Annotated in this window: 17 protein-coding genes; 9 read left to right on the forward strand and 8 right to left on the reverse strand. The window is 55.1% G+C overall.

Going from position 1 to position 21,085, the window contains the following annotated elements; translation table 11 throughout:
• Positions 1 to 2: 2 nt before the first annotated feature.
• On the reverse strand, positions 3 to 1,073 hold the full coding sequence (locus ACQ4N8_RS10775; protein WP_430704355.1) for an AI-2E family transporter: 1,071 nt from the start codon (positions 1,071 to 1,073) through the stop codon (positions 3 to 5).
• 533 nt (positions 1,074 to 1,606) lie between these two features.
• Here ACQ4N8_RS10775 and ACQ4N8_RS10780 point away from each other — a divergent pair.
• The gene (locus ACQ4N8_RS10780; protein ID WP_430704356.1) at positions 1,607 to 2,680 is read left to right on the forward strand and encodes a bifunctional 3-deoxy-7-phosphoheptulonate synthase/chorismate mutase; all 1,074 of its coding nucleotides are present in this window, start codon (positions 1,607 to 1,609) and stop codon (positions 2,678 to 2,680) included.
• Between the two features lie 67 nt (positions 2,681 to 2,747).
• On the opposite strand, the gene ACQ4N8_RS10785 is transcribed toward ACQ4N8_RS10780, so the two are convergent.
• Positions 2,748 to 3,830, reverse strand: a complete 1,083-nt coding sequence (locus ACQ4N8_RS10785) for a lactonase family protein (RefSeq protein WP_430704357.1) — start codon at positions 3,828 to 3,830, stop codon at positions 2,748 to 2,750.
• A 184-nt stretch (positions 3,831 to 4,014) separates the two neighbouring features.
• On the opposite strand from ACQ4N8_RS10785, the gene ACQ4N8_RS10790 reads away from it, so the two are divergent.
• Positions 4,015 to 4,374, forward strand: coding sequence for a LytTR family transcriptional regulator DNA-binding domain-containing protein (locus ACQ4N8_RS10790; RefSeq protein WP_430704358.1), 360 nt, complete (start codon positions 4,015 to 4,017; stop codon positions 4,372 to 4,374).
• 94 nt (positions 4,375 to 4,468) lie between these two features.
• On the opposite strand, the gene ACQ4N8_RS10795 is transcribed toward ACQ4N8_RS10790, so the two are convergent.
• Positions 4,469 to 5,461: an aldose 1-epimerase gene (locus ACQ4N8_RS10795; RefSeq protein WP_430704359.1), complete on the reverse strand. Its 993-nt coding sequence runs from the start codon at positions 5,459 to 5,461 to the stop codon at positions 4,469 to 4,471.
• Between the two features lie 135 nt (positions 5,462 to 5,596).
• The gene (locus ACQ4N8_RS10800; RefSeq protein ID WP_430704360.1) at positions 5,597 to 6,859 is read right to left on the reverse strand and encodes an MFS transporter; all 1,263 of its coding nucleotides are present in this window, start codon (positions 6,857 to 6,859) and stop codon (positions 5,597 to 5,599) included.
• A gap of 98 nt (positions 6,860 to 6,957) precedes the next feature.
• Here ACQ4N8_RS10800 and ACQ4N8_RS10805 point away from each other — a divergent pair, with 98 nt between their 5' ends.
• The 4 genes from ACQ4N8_RS10805 (at position 6,958) to ACQ4N8_RS10820 (ending at position 12,630) form a co-directional block, all read left to right on the forward strand.
• The gene (locus ACQ4N8_RS10805) at positions 6,958 to 7,848 is read left to right on the forward strand and encodes an NlpC/P60 family protein (protein ID WP_430704361.1); all 891 of its coding nucleotides are present in this window, start codon (positions 6,958 to 6,960) and stop codon (positions 7,846 to 7,848) included.
• 175 nt (positions 7,849 to 8,023) lie between these two features.
• Positions 8,024 to 8,941: a molecular chaperone DnaJ gene (locus ACQ4N8_RS10810; RefSeq protein ID WP_430704362.1), complete on the forward strand. Its 918-nt coding sequence runs from the start codon at positions 8,024 to 8,026 to the stop codon at positions 8,939 to 8,941.
• 97 nt (positions 8,942 to 9,038) lie between these two features.
• Positions 9,039 to 10,091 carry a LacI family DNA-binding transcriptional regulator gene (locus ACQ4N8_RS10815; RefSeq protein WP_430704363.1) on the forward strand — a complete coding sequence of 351 codons (1,053 nt, stop codon included), beginning with the start codon at positions 9,039 to 9,041 and terminating at the stop codon, positions 10,089 to 10,091.
• 97 nt (positions 10,092 to 10,188) lie between these two features.
• Entirely contained in the window at positions 10,189 to 12,630 is a 2,442-nt protein-coding gene (locus tag ACQ4N8_RS10820) for a GH36-type glycosyl hydrolase domain-containing protein (RefSeq protein ID WP_430704364.1), read from the forward strand.
• Between the two features lie 276 nt (positions 12,631 to 12,906).
• On the opposite strand, the gene ACQ4N8_RS10825 is transcribed toward ACQ4N8_RS10820, so the two are convergent.
• Positions 12,907 to 14,424, reverse strand: coding sequence for a DHA2 family efflux MFS transporter permease subunit (locus tag ACQ4N8_RS10825; RefSeq protein ID WP_430704365.1), 1,518 nt, complete (start codon positions 14,422 to 14,424; stop codon positions 12,907 to 12,909).
• Positions 14,417 to 14,833 (reverse strand): MarR family winged helix-turn-helix transcriptional regulator, encoded by a 417-nt coding sequence (locus tag ACQ4N8_RS10830; RefSeq protein WP_430704366.1) that lies wholly within the window; start codon positions 14,831 to 14,833, stop codon positions 14,417 to 14,419. Before ACQ4N8_RS10830 ends, ACQ4N8_RS10825 begins: the two co-directional genes overlap by 8 nt.
• A 316-nt stretch (positions 14,834 to 15,149) precedes the next feature.
• Between ACQ4N8_RS10830 and ACQ4N8_RS10835 the strand changes: the two genes are divergently transcribed.
• The 3 genes from ACQ4N8_RS10835 to ACQ4N8_RS10845 all read left to right on the forward strand — a co-directional run bounded on the left by ACQ4N8_RS10835 (position 15,150) and on the right by ACQ4N8_RS10845 (position 17,938).
• Positions 15,150 to 16,400 carry a methyl-accepting chemotaxis protein gene (locus ACQ4N8_RS10835; RefSeq protein ID WP_430704367.1) on the forward strand — a complete coding sequence of 417 codons (1,251 nt, stop codon included), beginning with the start codon at positions 15,150 to 15,152 and terminating at the stop codon, positions 16,398 to 16,400.
• A 107-nt stretch (positions 16,401 to 16,507) separates the two neighbouring features.
• Complete coding sequence (gene sigJ / locus ACQ4N8_RS10840; RefSeq protein ID WP_430704368.1) at positions 16,508 to 17,389, forward strand: RNA polymerase sigma factor SigJ; 882 nt, start codon at positions 16,508 to 16,510, stop codon at positions 17,387 to 17,389.
• Positions 17,390 to 17,479: 90 nt separating this feature from the next.
• Entirely contained in the window at positions 17,480 to 17,938 is a 459-nt protein-coding gene (locus ACQ4N8_RS10845) for a carboxymuconolactone decarboxylase family protein (RefSeq protein ID WP_430704369.1), read from the forward strand.
• A gap of 139 nt (positions 17,939 to 18,077) precedes the next feature.
• Here ACQ4N8_RS10845 and ACQ4N8_RS10850 read toward each other — a convergent pair whose 3' ends face one another.
• Both ACQ4N8_RS10850 and ACQ4N8_RS10855 read right to left on the reverse strand, forming a co-directional pair.
• The gene (locus tag ACQ4N8_RS10850; protein WP_430704370.1) at positions 18,078 to 20,270 is read right to left on the reverse strand and encodes an alpha-galactosidase; all 2,193 of its coding nucleotides are present in this window, start codon (positions 20,268 to 20,270) and stop codon (positions 18,078 to 18,080) included.
• 101 nt (positions 20,271 to 20,371) lie between these two features.
• Positions 20,372 to 21,058, reverse strand: coding sequence for a class D sortase (locus tag ACQ4N8_RS10855; RefSeq protein ID WP_430704371.1), 687 nt, complete (start codon positions 21,056 to 21,058; stop codon positions 20,372 to 20,374).
• Positions 21,059 to 21,085: the final 27 nt, after the last annotated feature.

A 21,085-nucleotide genomic window follows, 5' to 3' on the forward strand; every position in this document is an offset into this window, starting at 1 on the left:
GTTTATTCTTTGCTTGCGGGTTCCGGGACTTGGTTTGCCGCGCGCAACGGGTGTTTGCCCACGGGAACCTCGATGATATCCAACAGGAATATAAAGATCGGCACCCCGACGATCAAGCCCCAAACGCCGAGGAAATGCTCGGAAACGAGCAAGATCAGGAAGGTGAAGAAAATCGGAAGATGCGTTTTATTCGACATGAATTTCGGATTGAGGAAATAGGTTTCCACCGCATGGACTACGGCGATCATCACCAATACATAGACGATTTTCACCAAGCCGCCGATTTTAAAGGCAATCGCGCACAGCGGAATCAGCGATATGATAACCCCCATGACCGGGATCAAGCCGAGCAGAAAGATCATGATCGCCAGCGCAATTAGGTTCGGGAACCCGAAAATCCATAAGAAAACCGTAGACAACAAGGAGTTGACGAGGGCGATCAGAAATTGTACCTCGATCACTTTTCCGAAGGATTGGACGAATTTCCGGCCGAAATACTCCAGCTCTTTGAAAAGTCCCCCAACCCGGCTTTCTCTGAACGTCACCGTGAAATTGGTTACCTTCTCTTTTTCGAGCAGGAAAAACAAACTGAGCACGATCGCGATAAACAAGTTCAGGCTCCACTCGCCGATGTCCGTGATCGTGCTGAGCGCAAAGGCAAACCCGTTTTCGATATAATTCGATAAATCGATGTCCTTCAAGTATTCGACCACATAATTCAATACCGGATTATCCGGCAATACCGGAGGATTGGAGTAAAAGGAGATCACCTGATTCACCAGGTCGGTCAGCTCGGTTAGCAGAACGGGCATATAGTAATAAATCGCGGTCACGAGGAGCGTAATCATCACCATATAAATGAACAGTATCGTTATGGTCCTGTTGATGCGCACTACTTTGGCCACGTTGCGGCTGATGAAATTGTGCAAACGATTAATGAGATAAGTCAAAATAAACGTGATCAGCAGCATGTTCAGCATGCTTCGGGCAAAATACAATACCAAAACGACAAACAGCAAAGCCAGAACCCTGCGGAATCCCGCCATTTGAAAAAGTTCCTTGAAAAACGTCATTATCCCAACCTGCTCCTTCGTGTTTTAACTGGAGAATGAAAAAAAACCTCTGCGTTAATCTTAAGCGAGGCCATGTCACAATGCAAATGAAATCGGCCGATCAAAGGGTTAATTTCGCGTAAAACCAGGAAATTAGCCTCACGGCTATACTTTATTAAGGGAAAGCTGCAATGTTTCCTAGCGTTCATCCGAACTATTGCCATTTGTGCCGGACCGGCATATAATTTCGTATAATTAAACGACGATGACGGAGAAAAGTAAGCGAAGCGCGTCCTCCCAGGGACGGCGGTGCCATGGACTGAGAGCACCCCGAAGGTACGCCCCGCCGAAGTTCGCTCCCGAGTTGGCCTCTGAACAGCCGGCAGGTTCGGCCCATTAGGAGGATCCGGCCGCACACCGTTATCCGTGCCCGAAGCTGAGAAACGACAAAGTCGTCTAACGAGGGTGGTACCGCGGTTACCCCGTCCCTCGAGAGGCGGCTTTTTTTGTTTATCGCGAGGAAATCACGATCAAATGGAGAAGGAGAGAATCGCATGACTGATCAACTCGAGTTACTGCGCCGGAAATTGGACGGCATCAACGAGGAGTTGCTGCGTTTGCTGAACGAGCGCGCGGTCGTGGTCCGCGGCATCGGCGAGATTAAGGAGAAGCAGGGCGTGCCCAAATTCGACCCTGTACGCGAAAGAACGATGTTGGAGGAATTGACGCGCCGCAACCCCGGCCCGTTCAAGGACGCTGCGGTCAAACATATTTTCAAGGAGATTTTTAAAGCTTCGCTGAATCTGCAGGAGGAGGACCATGCCAAACAGCTGATCGTCAGCCGCAAGAATCAGCCGGAGGATACCCTAATCAAGGTGAAGGGAACGGTGATCGGCGGTAGCTCTCAAGTGATGGTGGCCGGACCGTGTTCCGTAGAATCGTATGAACAGCTTCGCACCGTCGCCGCAGCCTTGAAGGAAGCCGGCGTCAAAGTGATGCGCGGCGGGGCGTTCAAACCCCGGACTTCTCCGTACGACTTTCAGGGACTCGGGCTCGATGGCCTGAAAATGCTCAAGGAGGTCGCGGACGAATTCGGGCTTGCGACGATCAGCGAAATCGTCCATCCCGGCCATATCGAATTGGCGGAGCAATATATCGACGTCATCCAGATCGGCGCCCGAAACATGCAGAACTTCGAGTTGCTCAAGGCGGCCGGGGAAGCGCGGATCCCGGTGCTGCTCAAGCGGGGCATTTCCGCGACGCTGGAAGAATTCGTGCATGCTGCCGAATATATCGCCGTCAGCGGCAACACCCGCGTCATGCTGATCGAACGCGGCATCCGCACCTACGAAAAGTGGACGCGGAACACGCTGGACATCTCGGCCGTGCCGCTGCTGAAGCAGGAGACGCATCTGCCGGTGCTGGTCGACGTCAGTCACTCGACGGGCCGCAAAGACATCCTGCTGCCTTGCGCCAAAGCCGCTTTGGCCGCCGGTGCCGACGGCGTGATGGTCGAGGTGCATCCCGATCCGCAAACGGCGTTGTCCGACGCCGCCCAGCAGCTTGATATCCCGCAATTTATGCAGCTTTGGAGCGGAATTCGCGAATCGGGGCTGTTCCAAGAATAACCTGCCGGCACAAAAAGAGACTCCTCCGAAGCGTTTGTTCGCTTGGAAGAGTCTTTTTTATTTCAATCTACAGTAATACCGGCTTGACGCAAACCGGTTTGGATACGTGCACGATCCGGCCGGTAAACGCAAGCTTGCCGTCGTCCGGGTTCACCGTAAACCAGGCCAACAAATTGTCGTCGCGGTTAGCGACGATCAAATGCCCACCATCCGGAGTAAGCGCGAAATGGCGCGGATGCCCGCCCTCGCTGGAGACATGTTCAACCAGCTTAAGCTTGCCGCTCGCCGGATCGACTGCGAACTGAACGATGCTGTCATGTCCGCGATTGGAGCCGTAGACATACCGGCCGTCCGTGGAGACGGCGATCTCCGCCGTCGTGTTTTCGCCGTCGTAATCCTCCGGCAAGGTCGGAACGGTATCGGCCAAAGCCAAATGACCGGTCTCCGAGTCGTATCGGAAAACGGAGATCGACGAATTGACTTCATTGATAGAATACAGCCATTGCCCGTTCGGGTGGAAGGCCAGGTGGCGCGGCCCCGCTCCCGGCGGCGTGGAGACCTCGCTTTGATACGCCAAGCCGCCGCCGGCTTGATCGAACGCATATACGGTTATTTTATCCAGGCCCAAATCGGCGACCAGCGCAAAACGGTTATCCGGGCTGAAGGTCACCGAGTGCGGATGCGGCCGGTCCTGCCGGACCGGATCGGCCCCCTGCCCTTCGTGCCGGCGCTCGTCCAGAAGCTGGCCGACCTGCCCCTCCGGCATAACCTCAACAAGTCCGACGTTCCCGCCGTGATACCCGGCGACGGCCGCAAAACGATTGCTCCGATCCAGCTGAATATGCGATGAAGAAGGCCGGATCGAGACTTTGCGGTTAAGCTCTCGCAGTGTGCCGGCGGTTACGTCGATATCAAATGCAACGACCTCCCCGATCCTTTCCCCCTCCAGGCTGGTTTCGGCAATGGCGTACAGCTTGCGGTTATCCTGATCCACGCTGAGAAAGGTTGGATTTTTCAACCCGGTCGCTTGATCCAAAGCCCGGATTTCGCCGCCGGATGGATTCACTTCATATAAATAAACTCCGGGATCGCCCGCCTCGGCATAAGATCCCACAAATAACAACAGACGCGAATGAGATTCTGACAACATGGATTCCTCCTTCTTGTACGCAAACTTAAAACATCTTCTTTATTTTTTCGTAAATTGGCATAAAAGTCCAGTCTTCGCCCGCAAAAGCTCAAAATTTTAAATTTTGACCAGTCACCTACCCAAAGCCGTTATAATATGATATACTGTAAGCGCTTCCGAAACATCTTCTAAAGGGGGATTTGGAATGATGAACGTCGGACTCGAAGCAAGGGACGTGTATGACGATCTCAACCCGCATGACACGTACTTCTTCAAGATCGGAGCTCACGGACTGGTTTGCTTCCATGGCCGGAATTACAGTATTAAACAGAGATTATCCGCCGAACAGACCTCGAAAATGATCTCAGACCCTTCGTTTTACCGCATCAGCACCAACTGCTACGTCAACCTGTCCAAAGTCTCCGAGATTCGCGACAATGTCGTATTGTTCCGGGATGAACGGCACGGCATCAAGACGATCCACGTTCCAAGACGTAATTTGGAGCAGATGAAGCGTCTGGTTCCGTCGCTGCAGGGCGGCAAAGTAACTGCAGGGGTCAATTAAACCGTCCTTCCGGCATTCCCGGAAAGACAAGAAAAAGCAGCCTGACCGGCGCCATCTAGGAACGCGGTCGGCTGCTTTTCCATGCCTGGATGAGTTACTTGATATAGAAACGAGAGGTTTCTTCCCAAATCTCGCCGGGCTTCAAGCTGAATAATCCGATTTCCTCGGCCGGTAAATCAACCTTGGGTGCATTGACCAGATTAACCTGCGGCTCGGGGCAGAAGAAGCCCTCCGTTCCCCCGTTATTCCAAATCATCCACTGCTTGTACGAAGTGCCGACGTCGTAGACCAACGTGACGCCAAGCTTCGTATCGGTCAGTTCCATGCGGTTTCTGCCGTTTTGCGGAACCGCCGTGTAATGGTTGTCCATCGACGCAAAGAAAGGATACACGCCTTCTCCCTGCAGTTTCTTCTCCTCGCCGGTCAGCTCCTGGAACGACCCCGTCGGAAGCATCCGCTCGCTCAAATGCCAGCGTTGCCCGATCGTCAGCTTCACGCGGTAGTCCTTCGCTTCGCTTCCCGGCGCAAACGGAGCATTCACCGCCGTATGGAACGCCAGCAAGCAAGGCATTTCCGCATTCCCGTCGTTGCGGATGAACAGCTGCTGCGACAACCCGTTGTCGCCCAGCGAATATTTTAGCCGAATCGTGAATTTGAATGGCAGGTACTGATAGACCGGATGGTTTTCGTCAACCGCAACCTTGACCGCGACATAACTTTCCTGCGGAGTCTGGCCGAAATCCTCGACCTCCCAGGCCGTAGTATGCAAAAATCCATGCAGATGGTTGTGGGTCGCGGCCTCGTTGACCGGAAAACGGTAGACCTCGCCTTTCCACGGAAACAAGCCATCCTCATAGCGGTTTGGCGGAAACAGGACGGGAATGCCGTGTACGCCCGGATTGCCTTTGAAGACGTCCATCTCGCTCTCTCCGGGTTCCCGCAAAAAGCGGTAACCGCTTTCGACATCGCGGAAAGCGATCAGATTGCCGCCGATTTCCGGCAGCATCACCGCTTCGTAACGTCCGGATTTCAACCATATTGCTTTTTCGCCTTGATAAGTTCCTTCATAAGCCGTTCTTTGTGCCATTGAACTCTTCTCCCTTCAATGCTTAGCTGCTCCATTTGTAATATACATTAAAGCGCCACCAAAAGTCACCCCTGCGCGTCACAAGGCGAAACGGCCGCACGTATCCCGGGAGGCGCGGAGTTTCCCCGCTCCCATTCACTCATCTCGCAAGATTCGCCGGCCCAAGAAGACGGCCAACAAAATCATGCCCGCCCCTACGACTAACTGCATGCCGAATACCTGAACCCACGACGGCCAGCTTTCGATCCACTCAAGCGCCTGGCCGCCCAGCAAAGGGCCGAAAAAAGAGGCCACGCCGGTGATGGCCGAATACATCGCCATATACATCGGCCGCTCCGACTTCGGCGTATCGCCGATCATAAAGTTGAAAGCCAACTGGTTAAAGCCTCCGACCCCCACCCCGAATACCATATGGGCGAGGAACAGCACAGGCAGCATCGGCAGGAAAGACAGGCCGCCCCAGCACAGGATGGCCAACGCGATGATCGGCAACGTCCAGAACAACAGCCGGCGGTTGCTGTAACGCGCATTCAGATTGCCCCAGACATAGAAGCTGGCCATCATAAATACGGTTTGCGTCACGTTAAGCAGCGAAATCGTCTGGTAATTGATGTGCAGCAGTTCCAACATAATGTAGGAATATAGCGGCACCACCAGATTTTGCAGAAACAAAAAGCCGGCCAGGAACAACGTCGCTTTCATGAAGCCCACGTCCCGCAGCGGCTTGCCCAGCATCGGCAAAAATTTGCTTTCCGCCGAGCGCACGAACGTCACGTCCGGATAAAACAAAAAAATGATTATATTGGCGGCGGCGAAGATCCACACAATAATATACAAATACAAAAATCCTTGCGACTCGGGATAATAGTCCAGCATCATCCCGCCTAAAAACATGACCAGCGTATTCAACGCATTAAGGACCGTGTTGCGGATGCCGAAATACCTGCCCCGCACACGAGCCGGTACGATATCGCTGATCAGCGAGTTCCATAACATCGCGCCGACCGTGTTGAAGATAAACGCGGCGATATATAGCCCAATAAACGCGGGAACCCAATACGCATGGGGAAACAAAAACGGGACGAGCCCCGTCGACGTCCACAGGATCCGGTGCACCCCGATAAACAAAACCAGGGCCCATTTACGGCTGGTCAACCGCTGAATCAGGAACGCCACGGCGATCTGGGCGATATTGACGAAGGTCGTGATCGCCAGCACGAAACCGATTTGGGCCGACGTGGCCCCGAGGTACAGCAAGTACCCGGTCAGAAACTGCCCCCCGAGCAAGGTCTGAAATATCGTGGAAGGAACGCCTTCCCAAGTAGCGATCGCGAGATTGCGGCGCTGCCGGGAAGGCTTGCGCACAACGTTTGGTTTACTCCTTAAGTTGGTCCACATGATGACGAAACTCCTTTAGCCCCTGCCCGAATAGTTATCTCTATTTTTTTGCATACTTCAATTGATCGTAAACCAAATGATTGGAGTGCATCTGACGAATGCGCAGTTCTGTAAAATCAACCCTATCCCTTGCAGGCATGGCCGTTTTGCTGATCTTGACCGTCTCTTGCGGCCAGCAAGCCGGTCCCCGCACCAACTCCATCCCTCCCGCAAGCCGTTCGCCGGTAAAAACGGAAGCGGTTGCGGATGCAGGCAGCGCCTCCTGGGTTCCGTTATCGCAAGTCGCCGAAACCCTCGGCCTCCGGCTGCAGGAAAACGACAACTCGGCCAGGCTCGGCTTCACGGACGTGATGTTCGAGGTTCAACCAAGTCAAAGGCAAGCCATTTCCTTCGGCCAGCCCATCACCCTGCCTCAGGCTCCGGTTCGTGAAAACGGCCGGCTGTACGTAACCATGGACGCCCTTTCCGCCCTGCTGCAAACGGGAAGCCGGATCGACGCGCGCACGGGCGCCTTGGAGTTTGACCGGATCAAACCGGCCGGCGGCGCTTCAGAACCTCATGGGAACAGCGTCAGCCGCTACGGAATCCTTGGCGTGGCCGAAAACCGCGATGAAATGGTGTCCTACGCCAAGCAATATTTGGGCGTCCCTTATGAATTCGGTGCCGCGCCTTACGAACAATCCAAGACGTTCGACTGTTCTTCGTTTACCCGCCACGTGTTCAAGAGATTCGGCCAGGACCTCCCCCGCCTGGCCCGCGATCAAGCCGAGGAGGGCATCCCCGTTACGCGCGACAGTCTGCAGGTGGGCGACCTGATCTTCTTCACCGTGCCCGGGCGTTTCAAAAGCGACAATATCGCCGGCCATGTCGGAATATATATCGGCGACGGCAAATTCATTCATACCTGGGGCGATCCCGGCGTGCAAATCAGCCCGCTCGACACCGGGTATTGGAGCGACATGGTCATCTCCATGCGCCGCGTTCGCTGAGGTTAAGCTTGTTAGAACCCATGAAGGCCGGGAAACGCTAGGTTTTCCCGGCTTTTCCTATGATTCCCCGCACTCATTTCCCTTCGTTACAAATACAAAGTATAATAAATGTAAGCGTCACTTTCCATATAATATTTCTACATATAAAACCCGATGAAACTAAGGAGAACGACCGATGAACAAGGACAATCTGAAACAGGCCTACGAGCTGCTGGGCCTGCCCGAAAACGCTTCCCGCGAGGAGGTAGAAAAGGCATTCGACATTTTGCTGCGCAAATCCCGTTCCCGTACGCAAGACGGAAGCAGCGAAGAATACGACAGGCAAGTCAAGGCCTATAAGCTGATCATTCAAGCCGAGGAACAGCAAAAAATCGCGGAATTAAGCCGCAAACGCTACGGCAAATGGGGAAAATTTGCCGGTACCGCCGAGAAAGTCGATGATTTCTTCCGGTTATACAAAAATTACGTGATTATCGGACTTATCGCTTTGGTAGTTATCATTTTCGGCACGAACGCTTATCTGGACCACCGCGAGGAGCAACGTCGCCTGGCTGCTTTGCCTCCCGTCGACCTGTCGGTCCTGATGATCGGCAACTTTATCACCGACGAGGAGAACGGCGGAATCGACGCGCTGGAACAGGCCATGGCGGCGCAGATCCCGGGCTTCAAACGCGTGGAAATCGAGCTGGTTTTTCTGCCCCCGCAAGGTGAAGCGGGCATGGGCAGCGCGGATATGGCTTATCAGCAAAAGGCGATGGCCGTCGTGGCCACCTCAAGTCCGGATATTTATATTACCGATAAAGGCTCCTTTGAATGGCTGGCGCGCGGCAGCGCATTCCTGAATCTCGACGAGGAAGCGGCCGGAGAATTAAAACCGGTGTTGCATGGAGATGACGCCGTGAAAACCAAAACCGACGAGGATACCGCCGAGCACGTATACGGGATCGACGTGACGGACAGCGAACTGGTAAACCAGCTCCCTCTGGCCAAGCAGGAAATGATTATCGGGCTTCGGGGCGACACGAAAAACAAGGACAAAGCGATTCAAATGATCGAGCAATATCTGGAAAGCACCCCCAGGACGGCTGAATAGCCGTCTTTTTTGCGTTATTTTTCGCCATTGATTATTTAGGCGGGATGTTTTAAAATAGCCGTATAAACGCGCGTTTACGAAAGTGGGGACAACCTTTATGCGCAGCGAAGACATAGCCAAACTTGCCGGGGTGTCCCGCAGCACCGTATCACGGGTGATCAACAACTATCCGAACGTACCCGAAGCAACGCGGGCCAAAGTGCTCCGGGTGATCGAACAGCATCACTATGAGCCGAACAGTTTTGCCCGGGCGCTGGCCGGCAAACGGACGGATACGATCGGCCTGTTTGCCATCAGCATGACCGAGAAGGAAGATGCCAGCCGGATCTACCAGAACAGCTATTTTGCCCCGATCGTCGATATGGTGGTCGATACCGCGAATGCCCGCGGCTTCTATGTGCTGATCCATACGGTGTATTCGCCGGGCGATTTCCAGAAGGTCAAGCAGGCTTTTCTGCAGAAACGGATCGACGGCGGCATTCTGGTCGGCACGCAAAAGGACATCGAGCTGGTTCGGGAAATGCTCGGACAGGAAGCGCCGCTGGTGCTGATCGATTACGACATTTCCGAAATCATGGCGGAGCGGTTGAACAAAAACAACCTTGCTGTCATCAACTCGATGGACTACGAAGGCACGGCCGAGGCGATCGAATACCTGATCGGGCTAGGTCACCGCGAAATCGGCATTCTCAAGGGCAGCATGAATACTTATTCGGGCCGCGAACGCTACTTGGCCTATGAGCACACGCTGCAAAAGCACGGTTTGCCGCTACGGAAGTCCTTCATCCTTGAAGGCGAATTCCTGAAGGAAAGCGCGTATCGGGAAGCCTCGTCCTTGATCCGGCGTGGAACGCTGCCGACGGCGCTGTTCTGCTCGAACGACGATATGGCCATTGCCGCTATGGAAGCGTTTGCGGATCATGGGATCAACGTGCCGGACCAGCTGTCCGTCATCGGCTTCGACGATGTCGAGCTGGCTTCCCGGATTACGCCCAAGCTGACGAGCGTCCGGCTCCCGGTTGACGAAATGGCCAAAGCCGCCGTGCTGAAGGTGATCGAACTGTGCGAAACGGAGCGGCCTTCGTTCAGCACGGTCAGCTTCCCTACTCGGCTGGTCATCAGGGATTCCTGCAAGCCGTTCGTAAAGTAGGCCAAAGCTATCCCCCCTCTTCTGCCCCGCCTTGGAGGGGAAATCTTTTTGCAATAAAATAAACGCGCGTTCACAAATGAAGGGAGAGTTACGATTCATGAAATTCGGAGCTTTTGACGATGGGCGCAAAGAGTATGTCATCCATACGCCGCAAACCCCTTATCCGTGGATTAATTACCTTGGAAACGAACAATTTTTCGGACTGATCTCTAATACGGCCGGCGGCTATACCTTCTATCGGGATGCGCGCTTGCGCCGCCTGACCCGTTACCGTTACAACAACATCCCGCTGGATACCGGCGGACGCTACTACTATCTCCGCGACCATGATAACAACGATTTCTGGACGCCGGGCTGGATGCCGGTCAAACGCGAGCTCGATTTCTACGAATGCCGGCACGGTCTCGGCTATACTTCGATTACCGGGGAACGCGGCGGCATTTCGGTGACGCAATTGGCGTTCATTCCGCTTGGCTATAACGGCGAAGTGCATCGCTTGACGGTGAAAAACACGAGCTCCGAGACGAAAAAGGTCTCCCTGTTCTCGTTTGCCGAATTCTGCCTTTGGAACGCGCAAGACGACATGACGAACTTTCAGCGCAACCTGAGCACCGGGGAAGTGGAAATTCTCGATTCGGTCATCTACCACAAAACGGAGTACCGCGAGCGCCGCAATCATTACGCCTTCTATTCGGTTAACCGCGACATCGACGGGTTTGATACCGACCGCGAATCGTTCGTCGGGCTGTACAACGGCCTGCATGAGCCGCAAGTGGTCGTGGACGGCAAAGCTTCGAACTCCGTGGCCAGCGGCTGGTCGCCGATCGGCTCCCACGAAGTAACGATGAAGCTGGCGCCGGGCGAAGAGCAAAGCCTGGTCTTCGTTCTCGGCTATGTCGAGGTTCCGGAAGAAGACAAATGGGAATCCCCGGGCATCATCAACAAGCAGCCGGCTCTCGAAATGATCGAGAAATTCGCGACCGACGCCGACGTGGATCGGGCTTTGGCCGACCTGGCCGCTTATTGGGACGGCCTGCTGTCCAAATATCAAATTGCGAGCGGCGACGATAAGCTGAACCGGATGGTCAACATATGGAATCCATATCAATGCATGGTCACGTTCAATATGTCGCGCTCGGCTTCCTATTTCGAATCCGGCATCGGCCGCGGCATGGGCTTCCGCGACTCCAACCAGGATTTGCTCGGCTTCGTGCATCAAATTCCGGAACGGGCCAGAGAGCGGATTCTCGATATCGCCGCCACGCAATTCGAGGACGGGAGCGCCTACCATCAATACCAGCCGCTCACCAAAAAAGGCAACAACGAGGTCGGCAGCGGCTTTAACGACGACCCGCTGTGGCTCGTGCTCGGAACGGCCGCGTACATCAAGGAAACCGGCGACGTCGGCATCCTCGACGAGCAAGTGCCGTTCGACAGCAATCCGGACAACACGGCAACCTTGTTCGAGCACTTGAAGCGTTCCTTCTATCATGTGGTGCACAACCTCGGTCCGCATGGCTTACCGCTGATCGGCCGGGCGGACTGGAACGATTGCCTCAATCTGAATTGCTTCTCGAAGGAGCCTGGCGAATCGTTCCAAACGACCGCGAACATTGAAGGACGCGTAGCCGAATCCGTGTTTATCGCGGGCCTGTTCGTTTTCGTCGGCCCGGATTTCGCCGAAATTTGCCGCATGCGCGGGCTTGAAGCGGAAGCTTCCGAAGCGCTCTCCCTGACGGAACAAATGCGGAAAACCACGCTGGAGCACGGCTTTGACGGCGACTGGTTCCTTCGCGCTTACGATCATTACGGCGAGAAAATCGGCAGCAAGGAAAATGCGGAAGGCCAAATCTTCATCGAGCCGCAAGGCATCTGCGTGATGGCCGGCATCGGCATCGAAGAAGGCCTGGCCGAGAAGGCGATGACTTCCGTCGCGGAGCGTCTGGATACGAAATACGGCATCGTCTTGCAACAGCCGCCGTATTCGAAATACTATTTGAACCTCGGCGAAATTTCGACTTATCCGCCGGGCTACAAAGAAAACGCCGGCATCTTCTGCCACAACAACCCGTGGATCATGATCGGCGAAACCGTGCTGGGACATGGAGACCGGGCGTTTGAAGTTTACAGTAAAATCGCGCCGGCTTACCTCGAGGATATCAGCGAGATCCACCGGATGGAGCCTTACGTGTACTCGCAAATGATCGCCGGCAAAGACGCGGTGCGCCACGGCGAAGCGAAAAACTCCTGGCTGACCGGGACGGCCGCCTGGAACTACGTGGCGATTACGCAGGCGATCCTCGGCATTCAGGCTGACTTCGGCGGCCTGAAGGTAGACCCTTGCATTCCGTCGGCATGGGACGGTTATGAGATCACCCGCGTATTCCGCGGCGATACGTACGTGATCCGGATCAGCAATCCGAACCACGTGGAAAAAGGCGTCGCCGGCATCACGGTCGACGGCCGGCCGATCCAAGGCAACGTCATAGCCCCTGTCGGCGACGGCGGCGTGCATCAAGTCGAAGTCGTGCTGGGGTAACACCTCGATTTACGATCAAAACAATGGCTGTCCCAAATACTTACCTTTGGGCCAGCCTTTTTGTTTCCTTATTCGGTATCAAACCGGATGCCAATCCATTCCTCGCTGAACTTCCAAAGCCGGGCCGCCGAGTCCGGATCGGTCGCCCGTGGACGAACGCCATCCGAAAGCTTGATCACTGCGATGAACTTATCGCAGAACGCAAATAGAAGGCCAGACGAAAAAAACCGGCGCCGATATCGGCGCCGGTCTGTCTCTGAACATGAGGCCTTCCATCTATGCCTTGGCGGGCTTCATGCCGTTTTCCTGTTGATTTTGATTATGCCCGTCTTTGTTGATCTGGACTTTACGGATAAAGAACGCCAGGACAAAGGCGACCAGCGTAATGCCCGTAGCCACGACGAAGGCGAAATCGATGCCGTTGATCGTCGCTTGCTTGGTGATCTCGGCCACCTGCTGCGCGTTGGCCGGGTCCTGCGGATTGATTCCGGCCGACACGATCAGCTCCGCAGCCCGTTCTTTGGTCCGCGACGACATGATTGTCACCAGCAGCGCGGTACCCAGCGCCCCGGATATCGTCCGCAGCGTATTGGACATCGCCGTGCCGTGCGCATTCAGTCGGGCCGGCAACTGGTTAAGGCCGGCCGTCTGGATCGGCATCATCAACATCGACATTCCGAACATCCGGGCCGTATACATCAGGATCAGATGCGTATATGTGGTGTTATCGGTAAGATTGCTGAACTCCCAGGTCGTGACTGCGGTAATGGCCAACCCGACGACCGCCAGCCAGCGGGCCCCGATTTTGTCGAAGATCATCCCGGTGATCGGCGACATGATCCCCATCAGGATCGCTCCCGGCATCAACAGCAGACCGGATTCGAGGGGCGAGAAGCCGCGGATTTTTTGCAGATATATCGGCAGCAGGATCATAGCCGCATACATGGCCATCGTGACCACCACATTGATGATCGTCGTCAGCGAAAATATGTCGTATTTGAACACGCGGAACTCGAGCAGCGGTTTCTCCGCTTTGAATTGGCGCCACAGGAACAATGCCAGCGACACGACGCCCACGACCAGGCTAACGATCACTTCCGTTTCGCCCCAGCTGGTGCTCCCGGCTTCGCTGAAACCATATAGCACGCCGCCGAAACCCAGCGTCGATAAGATGATCGACGCCATGTCCAGCTTCGGCTTAGCGACCTGTGTGACGTTTTTCATAAAAATAATGCCCAGAAAAATAGACAATACCGCAAACGGCAAAATGATCCAGAACAGCACGTTCCATGGATGATGCTCAATCACCCAGCCGGAGAGCGTTGGCCCGACCGCGGGAGCGAAGATCATCGCGATCCCCATCATCCCCATGGCCTGGCCGCGTTTCTCGATCGGGAAGATCGTCAGAAACACGACGGTCATCAGCGGCATAAGTACGCCCGCCCCGGCGGCTTGCACCAACCGGCCGATCAGCACCAGTCCGAAGCTGGTGCCGATGCCGCATACGAGCGTTCCCGCAGAAAACAGGATCATTGCCAAAATAAACAGCATTCTCGTCGTAAACCGTTCCATCAAATAGGCGCTGATCGGAATCAGCACCCCGTTCACCAGCATAAATCCGGTCGTTAACCACTGGATCGTCGTGGCTCCCACGCCCAGGTCATCCATCATTTGCGGCAAGGCGACATTCATCAGGGTTTGGTTCAGGATCGCCACGAACGCTCCGATCAGAAGCGCCATGACGATCGGCCATCTTTTTAAATTCGCTGCCGGTACAGTGGCTTCATTATTCATAGGTTTCCTCTCTCACTTTCTCTAAAGATGCGATGATTTTTCGATGAGTCAGCAGCAGATGATCGATATCCTCCTCCGCCTCGAGGACAATCGAGATCACCTTCGTATACCGGATATCGATTAGGCGATAGATCTCTCGCCCTTGGTCCGTGATTTTCAGAATCACGTTCCTCCGGTCCGTGTCCAAGCGCTTTCGCTCCACCAACCCGGCTTTGACCAGCCTGTCGACGATGCCGCTCACCGTGCTGTTTCCCATGCGCAGCAAGTCCGCGAGCTCGGTCACGCCGGTCTGCGGATTAGCCTCGATCGTTTTAAGCGCCATAAACTGGATGCCGGTAATGCCAAACCCTTCGGCTTGTTTGGATAATAACCGATAGAAAGCTCTCTTTACCTCACGGAATGATTCCACGACATCGTGCATCCTTTGCTTTTGATCCAAACGGCCCTCATCCTTAAAATTTTTATTATATCTTTTAATATTTCGTATACGAAATATTTCATAGTATATGAAACAACGATTCCGCTTATTTGTCAACCGGTATATCTTCTCTGCACAAAGTCAACATTTTTCTGTATATTTAATGAATTAACTCCTCATTTCGGGCCGATCGCATAAATTTCAACTTTAAGCATTTCTCGGAATAATTCGTCCTATACCCGCTGCGGGCGGGGTGATATAATCAATGGTATAAATCACCTATTTTATGAAGGAGGGCATGATTCCTATGTCATGGTTCAACAAGCTTCCCTTATCCGGAAAAATTACCGCCGCTTGTTATCTCGTGGCTGCGCTGTTCGCCATTCCCGTACTGCTGGTATTCGTACTTCTGGGACATATACTCATCGGCGTCCTATTAACCGCAGTTTTGGCAGCGCTTACTTTCCCGCTTTCGCGTTATCTTCGCAAGGCGCTTACCGACTCTTTTGCCGATATCTCCAGCGCCTCCGCCAAAATCGCCAAAGGGGATTTCACCAGCCGGATCATCGAATCGGGCGGCATGGACGATCTCAGCCGCTCCTTTAACAGCATGGTGGACAAGCTGCGGAAAATTTTGCAGGAGACGTCGGACATTACCCGCAAAGTTATGGATTCCAGCCGGAGCATCTCCGACCGGAACCAGGAATTGATCGAGGTCATGACCCAGGTCACCCATTCGTCGGGCGAGCTGGCGCTGGGGGCAAACGCGATTTCCGAGGACGTCAGCGGCATGAAGGATGCCATCGGTGAGATCGAGCTCAAAGTAAGCAATTACACCGAATCGACCCGTGAAATGAACCATCGTTCCGCCGAAACGCTGCAGTTGGTGCAGCGTGGGCGTGAATCCGTATCGCGGCAGGCCGACGGCATGCGAAAAAATATCGAAGCGACGGAAAAAGTGGCCGATTCCATCGAAGCTCTGGCCAAAAACGCGCAGGGGATTACCAAAATCACCGCCACCATCTCGGAAATTGCCGAACAAACCAACCTGCTCTCGCTGAATGCCTCGATCGAAGCGGCGCGGGCCGGCGAGCATGGCGCCGGATTTGCGGTGGTCGCCCACGAGGTTCGCAAGCTCGCCGAGGAGTCGACCTTATCCACCAAAGAAGTATTCAATCTGGTGCGCAGCATCGAACAAAACGTGAAGCAGGCCGGGCAAAACATCAAAATTAACGAAGAGGTCGTCCGCCTTCAAAGCGGGATGATTCGGGAAGCCGAGCACATCTTCCAGGATATCGTCCAAAGCGTTCAGTACATTTCCGATGAGATCGCCGCATTCTCGAAAGAAAGCGAAGCGATGCTGGAGAGCGCGCAGAACATCTCCTCGTCCATCCAGAACATTTCGGCGATTACCGAACAGTCCGCGGCCGGCACCGAGCAGGTTTCGGCATCCATGAACGAGCAAATCACCTCGATCCGGGCGATGGCCGACGATGCCGAAGCGATGAAAAATGCGGTGTTCCAGCTGCAAAAGACGATACATATCTTCAAGTTTTAGCGTTGTCTATCAAAAACCCGGCCCTTTCTTGATTCTGGGGCTGGGTTTTTGACGTTTTTACTATATGATAGAACTATCATTTGCATTCGTAAGGAGGACGTGCCGCTATGCCCCCATCCCTGCTGGAGCAATATTACCAGGAGCATCGAAATTTGCTCACCGCGCTCTCCTACCGATTGACCGGTTCATGGTCCGATGCGGAGGATATCGTGCAGGAAATATTCGTCGACTTGCAGCAAAACGCCAAGGAGGATGAAATCCGGTATCCGAAATCGTACTTCATGCGCGCCGTCGCGAACCGCAGCCTGAATGCGCTGAAGTCGCCGCGCCATTCCCGGGAGCTATACACGGGTTCTTGGCTTCCGGAGCCTGTTTTCGAACCGTCTCCGGAAACTCAACTGGATACGCTCTTGAAGGAGGAACAGGTTTCCTACGCTTTTATGGTCATGCTGGAACGCTTAACCCCTGATGAACGGGCCGTATTTGTCCTTAGAGAATCCTTTGCTCTTGAATATGCGGACATTGCCGAGATCATAGGAAAAAGCGAGGTAGCTTGTCGCAAGCTGCTGAGCCGCGCGCGAAAAAAGGTGAACACGGAAATGCCTAGCCAGCAACCAAGCGAAGCGGTCGTGGCCAAGTGGGTCAGCGTGTTCATCAAGGCATCGCGAACCGGGGAATTCAGTCCCTTGCTGGAACTGCTCCGCGAAGACGCCGTGATGCTCTCCGATGGAGGCGGCAAAGTCAAAGCGGCCATCAATCCGATCGTATCCAAGGTACGAATCGTCGCCTTTTGGCAAGGCATTGCCGCCAAGGGCTCGCTGCTGGGTGAACTGGTGCCGATCCGAATCAACGGGGAAATCGGGCTGGTTCATTACCGGGATGGCATTGCGCTACGCATCATCCTGTTTGAAGGGGATTCGCAAGGCCGCATTCGGCGCATCTATTTTATCGCCAATCCGGACAAAATCGAAAAAGCACCGCCCCAATAATCAACTTTTTTGCCGTTCCGCGTCACAAAATCCCCCCTTCACTTGTCTTACTTGCGTAAAACCAAATTACCTAGTGGAGGGATTCTTCTCATGAGAACCAGAATGGATCATTACAAGGCCAACCCGGACATCTACCGGGCCATGAGCCAAATGGAACGCCAGGTGCAGAACAGCGGCCTGGACCGTATCTTGTACGAGCTGATCAAAATCCGGGCCTCGCAAATCAACGGCTGCGCCTTTTGCCTGGATATGCACACTTCCGAATTGCGCCAACTGGGCGAAAGCGAACAACGTATCGCTTTAGTTAGCGTATGGAGGGAGTCCCCCTGCTATACCGACCGGGAACGAGCCGTGCTGGAGTTGACCGAGTCCGTGACGCGTATCGCCGATCGCGGCGTGCCGCAGGAGATATACGATCGGGTTCGTACCCATTTCAGCGAGAAAGAAATGATGGACCTCATTTTTGCAATTAATGTGATCAACTGCTGGAACCGCATCGCAATCTCCACGGGAATGTACCCTGGATGCCGCGACGAGCAGCCGCAATAAACCGCCGATGTGCCCGGGGGCCTTCTTTGTGGCGGCACAGGCGGAGTGCCCCGCGTTTTTCTTCCAAGGACTTGAGAAACCCCCGCATCAGCGATTTGCTGAAGCGGGGGTTTCTGCTTTGGAACTCGAGCCGTACAGCTTACGATATGGCCTTCAAGCGCAGCGTCATGCTGCTGAAATCGCCGCGCACCGAAGCCACGGACAACCCGGCGGACATCAAACGGTCGCCGCCGAGTACTTGGCCGGTGCCGACCACCTCGTAGTCTTGGGCCGGATCCAGCCCCTCCAGCTTCACGCTGCGCAGCGGGCCGTTCGGCTCGGCCAGTACGCGGAAATAGCAGAGCAGCGCTTCGCTTTTGTCCGGGCTAACGAACATCCACGATGTTTCGTTGCCTTCGAACGGGCTTTGCAGACGGTATAAATCCCCTTGCTGCACAAGTCCGCGAATCTCTTTGTACAGCCCGATTTGCCCTTGGGCCGTCTCCTTCTCTTCCTCCGTGAATCGGGTCAGATCCAGCTCATAGCCAAAGTTTCCGGACATCGCCACATCGCCGCGGAACGTGAGCGGAGTCGTCCGCTCCACTTGGTGGTTCGGTACAGCGGACACATGCGCGCCCATCGTCGATACCGGATACACGATGCTCGTGCCGTATTGGATTTTCAAGCGCTCCACCGCATCCGTATCGTCGCTCGTCCAGGTTTGCGGCATGTAGTACAGCATGCCCGGGTCGAACCGTCCGCCACCGCCGGAGCAGCTTTCGAACAAGATGTGCGGAAACTCGCCGGTCAGGCGCTCCATCAGCTCATACAAACCCAGCATATAACGGTGGACGATCTCCCCCTGCCGTTCCGCCGGGAGGGCCGCCGAACCGACTTCCGTCATGTTCCGGTTCATGTCCCATTTCACGTACGTGATCGGCACCGTGGAGAAAATGCCGCTCAGGCGCTCATACAGGTACTGGCGCACGTCGCTGCGCGACATGTCCAGGACCAGCTGATCGCGGGCTTCGGTGCGCCGCCGTCCCGGGACATGCAAGCACCAGTCCGGATGGGCCCGGTACAAGTCGCTGTCCGGGGACACCATTTCCGGCTCGAACCAAAGTCCGAACTGCAAGCCGGTTTCCCGTACGCGGCGGGCCAAATCCGCTAGCCCCTCCGGTAGCTTGCGGCGGTCTTCGAACCAGTCGCCCAGCGAGCTGTTATCGCGGTCCCGGCGGCCGAACCAGCCGTCATCGAGAACGAACAGCTCGATACCCAGCTTGCTGCCCTCCTTGGCGATCGCTTCGATTTTGTCCGCATTGAAATCGAAATACGTCGCTTCCCAGTTGTTGACGAGAATCGGGCGCTCCTGATCGCGAAACTGCCCGCGGCATAGCCGCGTCCGGTACAGCCGGTGATAAGTGCGCGACATGCCTCCGAGCCCTTCGGAGGAGTAAACCATCACCGCCTCCGGCGTTTGGAAGCTTTCCCCCGGCTCCAACTTCCAGGTAAATTCGAACGGATTGATCCCGATCGACACGCGGGTCGTCCCGAACTGCTCGACTTCCGCTTCGGCGGTAAAGTTCCCGCTGTAGACCAGGCTGAAGCCGTATACTTCACCCTGCCGCTCCGTCGCGTCCGGACGCAGCAGCGCCAGAAACGGATTCTGCATGTGCGAGCTCGATCCCCGCCGGCTGCCGATGCCGGTTGCGCCCGGAGCCAGCCGCCGCCGCTGCACATGGCGTTCGCGGGCCCAAGCTCCCGACAAGTACAGGGCGTCGTAAGCTGCATCCGGAAAATCGACCGAGGCGCTGAGCGCCCGCTCCAACTGGATCGGTTCGCCGCTGTTATTGCTGAACCGGGCCGATCTGGCGATGGCGTCGAAATCGGCAAACGCCGTATAGCTGAGCACGACCGTCAGCCCGGAAACGCTATCAAACAATTCCAGCTCCAATGTTTCCGCTTCGCTTTCGCTTTCCGCGTAAACGGCCGGCAGCCCTTCGAGCGCCGGTTTCCCCGGGAGAATCCGGTGAGACCGGTACGTCAGCTCGGTCGCCCGGGTTCCGTTCGAGAGCCGCACCTGATAGGCCGGATTGCGGAAGTCGCTCGTTCCGTATTGCGGGTATTCCTGCGGCAAAGAATCGAGCGAAATCGCTTTGTCGTCCGGAATCGGATTCGGACTGAACGAGGCGCGTTCCTGCAAGGTCAGTAGGCCTTCCAGATTGCTGCCGCGCCGCAGCTTGGCGCCGAAATAGGCATGCGCCGGATAACCGCGAACCAATTGAATCAAGTAGCTTGTATTGCCGGATTGCAGATGAAAAAGGCCTTTCGTTTCGTCGAAAAAGATAGGCATTTACCGCTCCTCCTGGAATGTTCTTATCTGACTTTTCTTGTACGAATCTTCTTCCATTCTACTATCTTCCCCAGGAGGAGTAACGATAATAAAGTGATCTTCTACATGGATTTTTGTGATTCTTTCCCGTTCTCAGGGAGCAGCTTGGCATGAACGATCAACCGGTGCGTCGGATTTTTCAGCGGATCGCAAGTGATCAGGGTCAAAATCCGCTCTTCCCCGTTAGGCTCCAGAACGGAGACATCCGTCGGCTCAACGATCGAGATATCGTAAACCTCGTAATCCAAACGTCCGGTTCCGGTCACGATCCCGATTCGGTCCCCGATCTTCACCTCGTTCAGACGGTTAAACAACCGCCCGTTCGTGCGCGCCCGGTGGGCGGCGATCGCCGCGTTCCCGGCTTCGCCGAGCGGCGCCGTTTCGGTCATGTGCGTCGCCGCATGTTTCATGTTCGCTTTTGTCGCGCCTTCCAACACGGGAAGTTTCAGATCGATCGCCGGGATTTCGATCGAGGCGATCGGCGTTTGCCCATCCACGTCCGGCGCCAGCGGCTCAGACTCCTCCGCCTGCAGCCCTCCGTCGCCCTCCTCTCCGAGCAAGCGCGACACCCGCTCAAAACCGGCTGCCAGCTCGGGTTCTACCGCGGGATCGCTTCGCACTTTCGCAGCCTGCTCCGCCATAGCAAGCAATTTGTCCTGCTCCCGGTCCGCTTTCCATTCCAGCAGGGCCGGAGTGATCAAAATGGCTAATCCAAGCGCGATGAACAGCAATGACAGCTTCTTTCGCACCTTTCCAACCTCCTTATCCCGAAGTGC

This window comes from Paenibacillus macerans (assembly GCF_050565405.1).
Taxonomy (GTDB): domain Bacteria; phylum Bacillota; class Bacilli; order Paenibacillales; family Paenibacillaceae; genus Fontibacillus; species Fontibacillus macerans_B.